Source organism: Lactococcus taiwanensis, from assembly GCF_014905395.1.
Classification (GTDB): Bacteria; Bacillota; Bacilli; order Lactobacillales; family Streptococcaceae; genus Lactococcus; species Lactococcus taiwanensis.
In genome coordinates this window covers 1-583 of the sequence record NZ_BNDT01000014.1, presented here as the reverse complement: position 1 = coordinate 583, position 583 = coordinate 1, and the positions used below count along the sequence as shown (strand labels likewise).

Genomic DNA, 583 nt, shown 5'->3' with positions numbered 1-583 from the left:
AAGCGAACGACGAGATTCGAACTCGCGACCCCAACCATGGCAAGGTTGTGTTCTACCCCTGAACTACGTTCGCAATACCTTTTCTGCCTTTCGACAATGCCGACTACATGATTCGAACACGCGACCCTCTGATTACAAATCAGATGCTCTACCAACTGAGCTAAGTCGGCTAATACCTAAGATGCGGATGAAGGGACTTGAACCCCCACGCCGTTAAGCGCTAGATCCTAAATCTAGTGCGTCTGCCAATTCCGCCACATCCGCTAGGATTATGACCCGTGCTGGGCTCGAACCAGCGACCCTTTGATTAAAAGTCAAATGCTCTACCAACTGAGCTAACGAGTCATTAGTATTTCTACTAACGGTTCCGACGGGAATCGAACCCGCGATCTTCGCCGTGACAGGGCGACGTGATAACCGCTACACTACGGAACCTATTCAATTAAGGCTGAACCAACCTATGGGAGTTAACGGGATCGAACCGCTGACCCTCTGCTTGTAAGGCAGATGCTCTCCCAGCTGAGCTAAACTCCCAAACTTGGCCACTCGCCTATCTCCCAGGGGGCAACCCCCAAGTACTTCC

6 tRNA genes are annotated in these 583 nt (G+C 51.5%); all 6 read right to left on the bottom strand.

From position 1 onward, the window contains the following. Position 1: 1 nt before the first annotated feature. The 6 genes from JKP71_RS09525 to JKP71_RS09500 all read right to left on the bottom strand — a co-directional run bounded on the left by JKP71_RS09525 (position 2) and on the right by JKP71_RS09500 (position 534). A tRNA-Gly gene (locus JKP71_RS09525) sits at positions 2 to 73 on the bottom strand. A gap of 24 nt (positions 74 to 97) precedes the next feature. After that, positions 98 to 170: transfer RNA gene (locus JKP71_RS09520), tRNA-Thr, on the bottom strand. A gap of 12 nt (positions 171 to 182) precedes the next feature. Continuing rightward, positions 183 to 264: transfer RNA gene (locus tag JKP71_RS09515), tRNA-Leu, on the bottom strand. Between the two features lie 8 nt (positions 265 to 272). Next, positions 273 to 345: transfer RNA gene (locus JKP71_RS09510), tRNA-Lys, on the bottom strand. Between the two features lie 17 nt (positions 346 to 362). After that, positions 363 to 435: transfer RNA gene (locus JKP71_RS09505), tRNA-Asp, on the bottom strand. A gap of 26 nt (positions 436 to 461) precedes the next feature. Beyond that, positions 462 to 534, bottom strand: a tRNA-Val gene (locus JKP71_RS09500). Positions 535 to 583 lie beyond the last annotated feature (49 nt).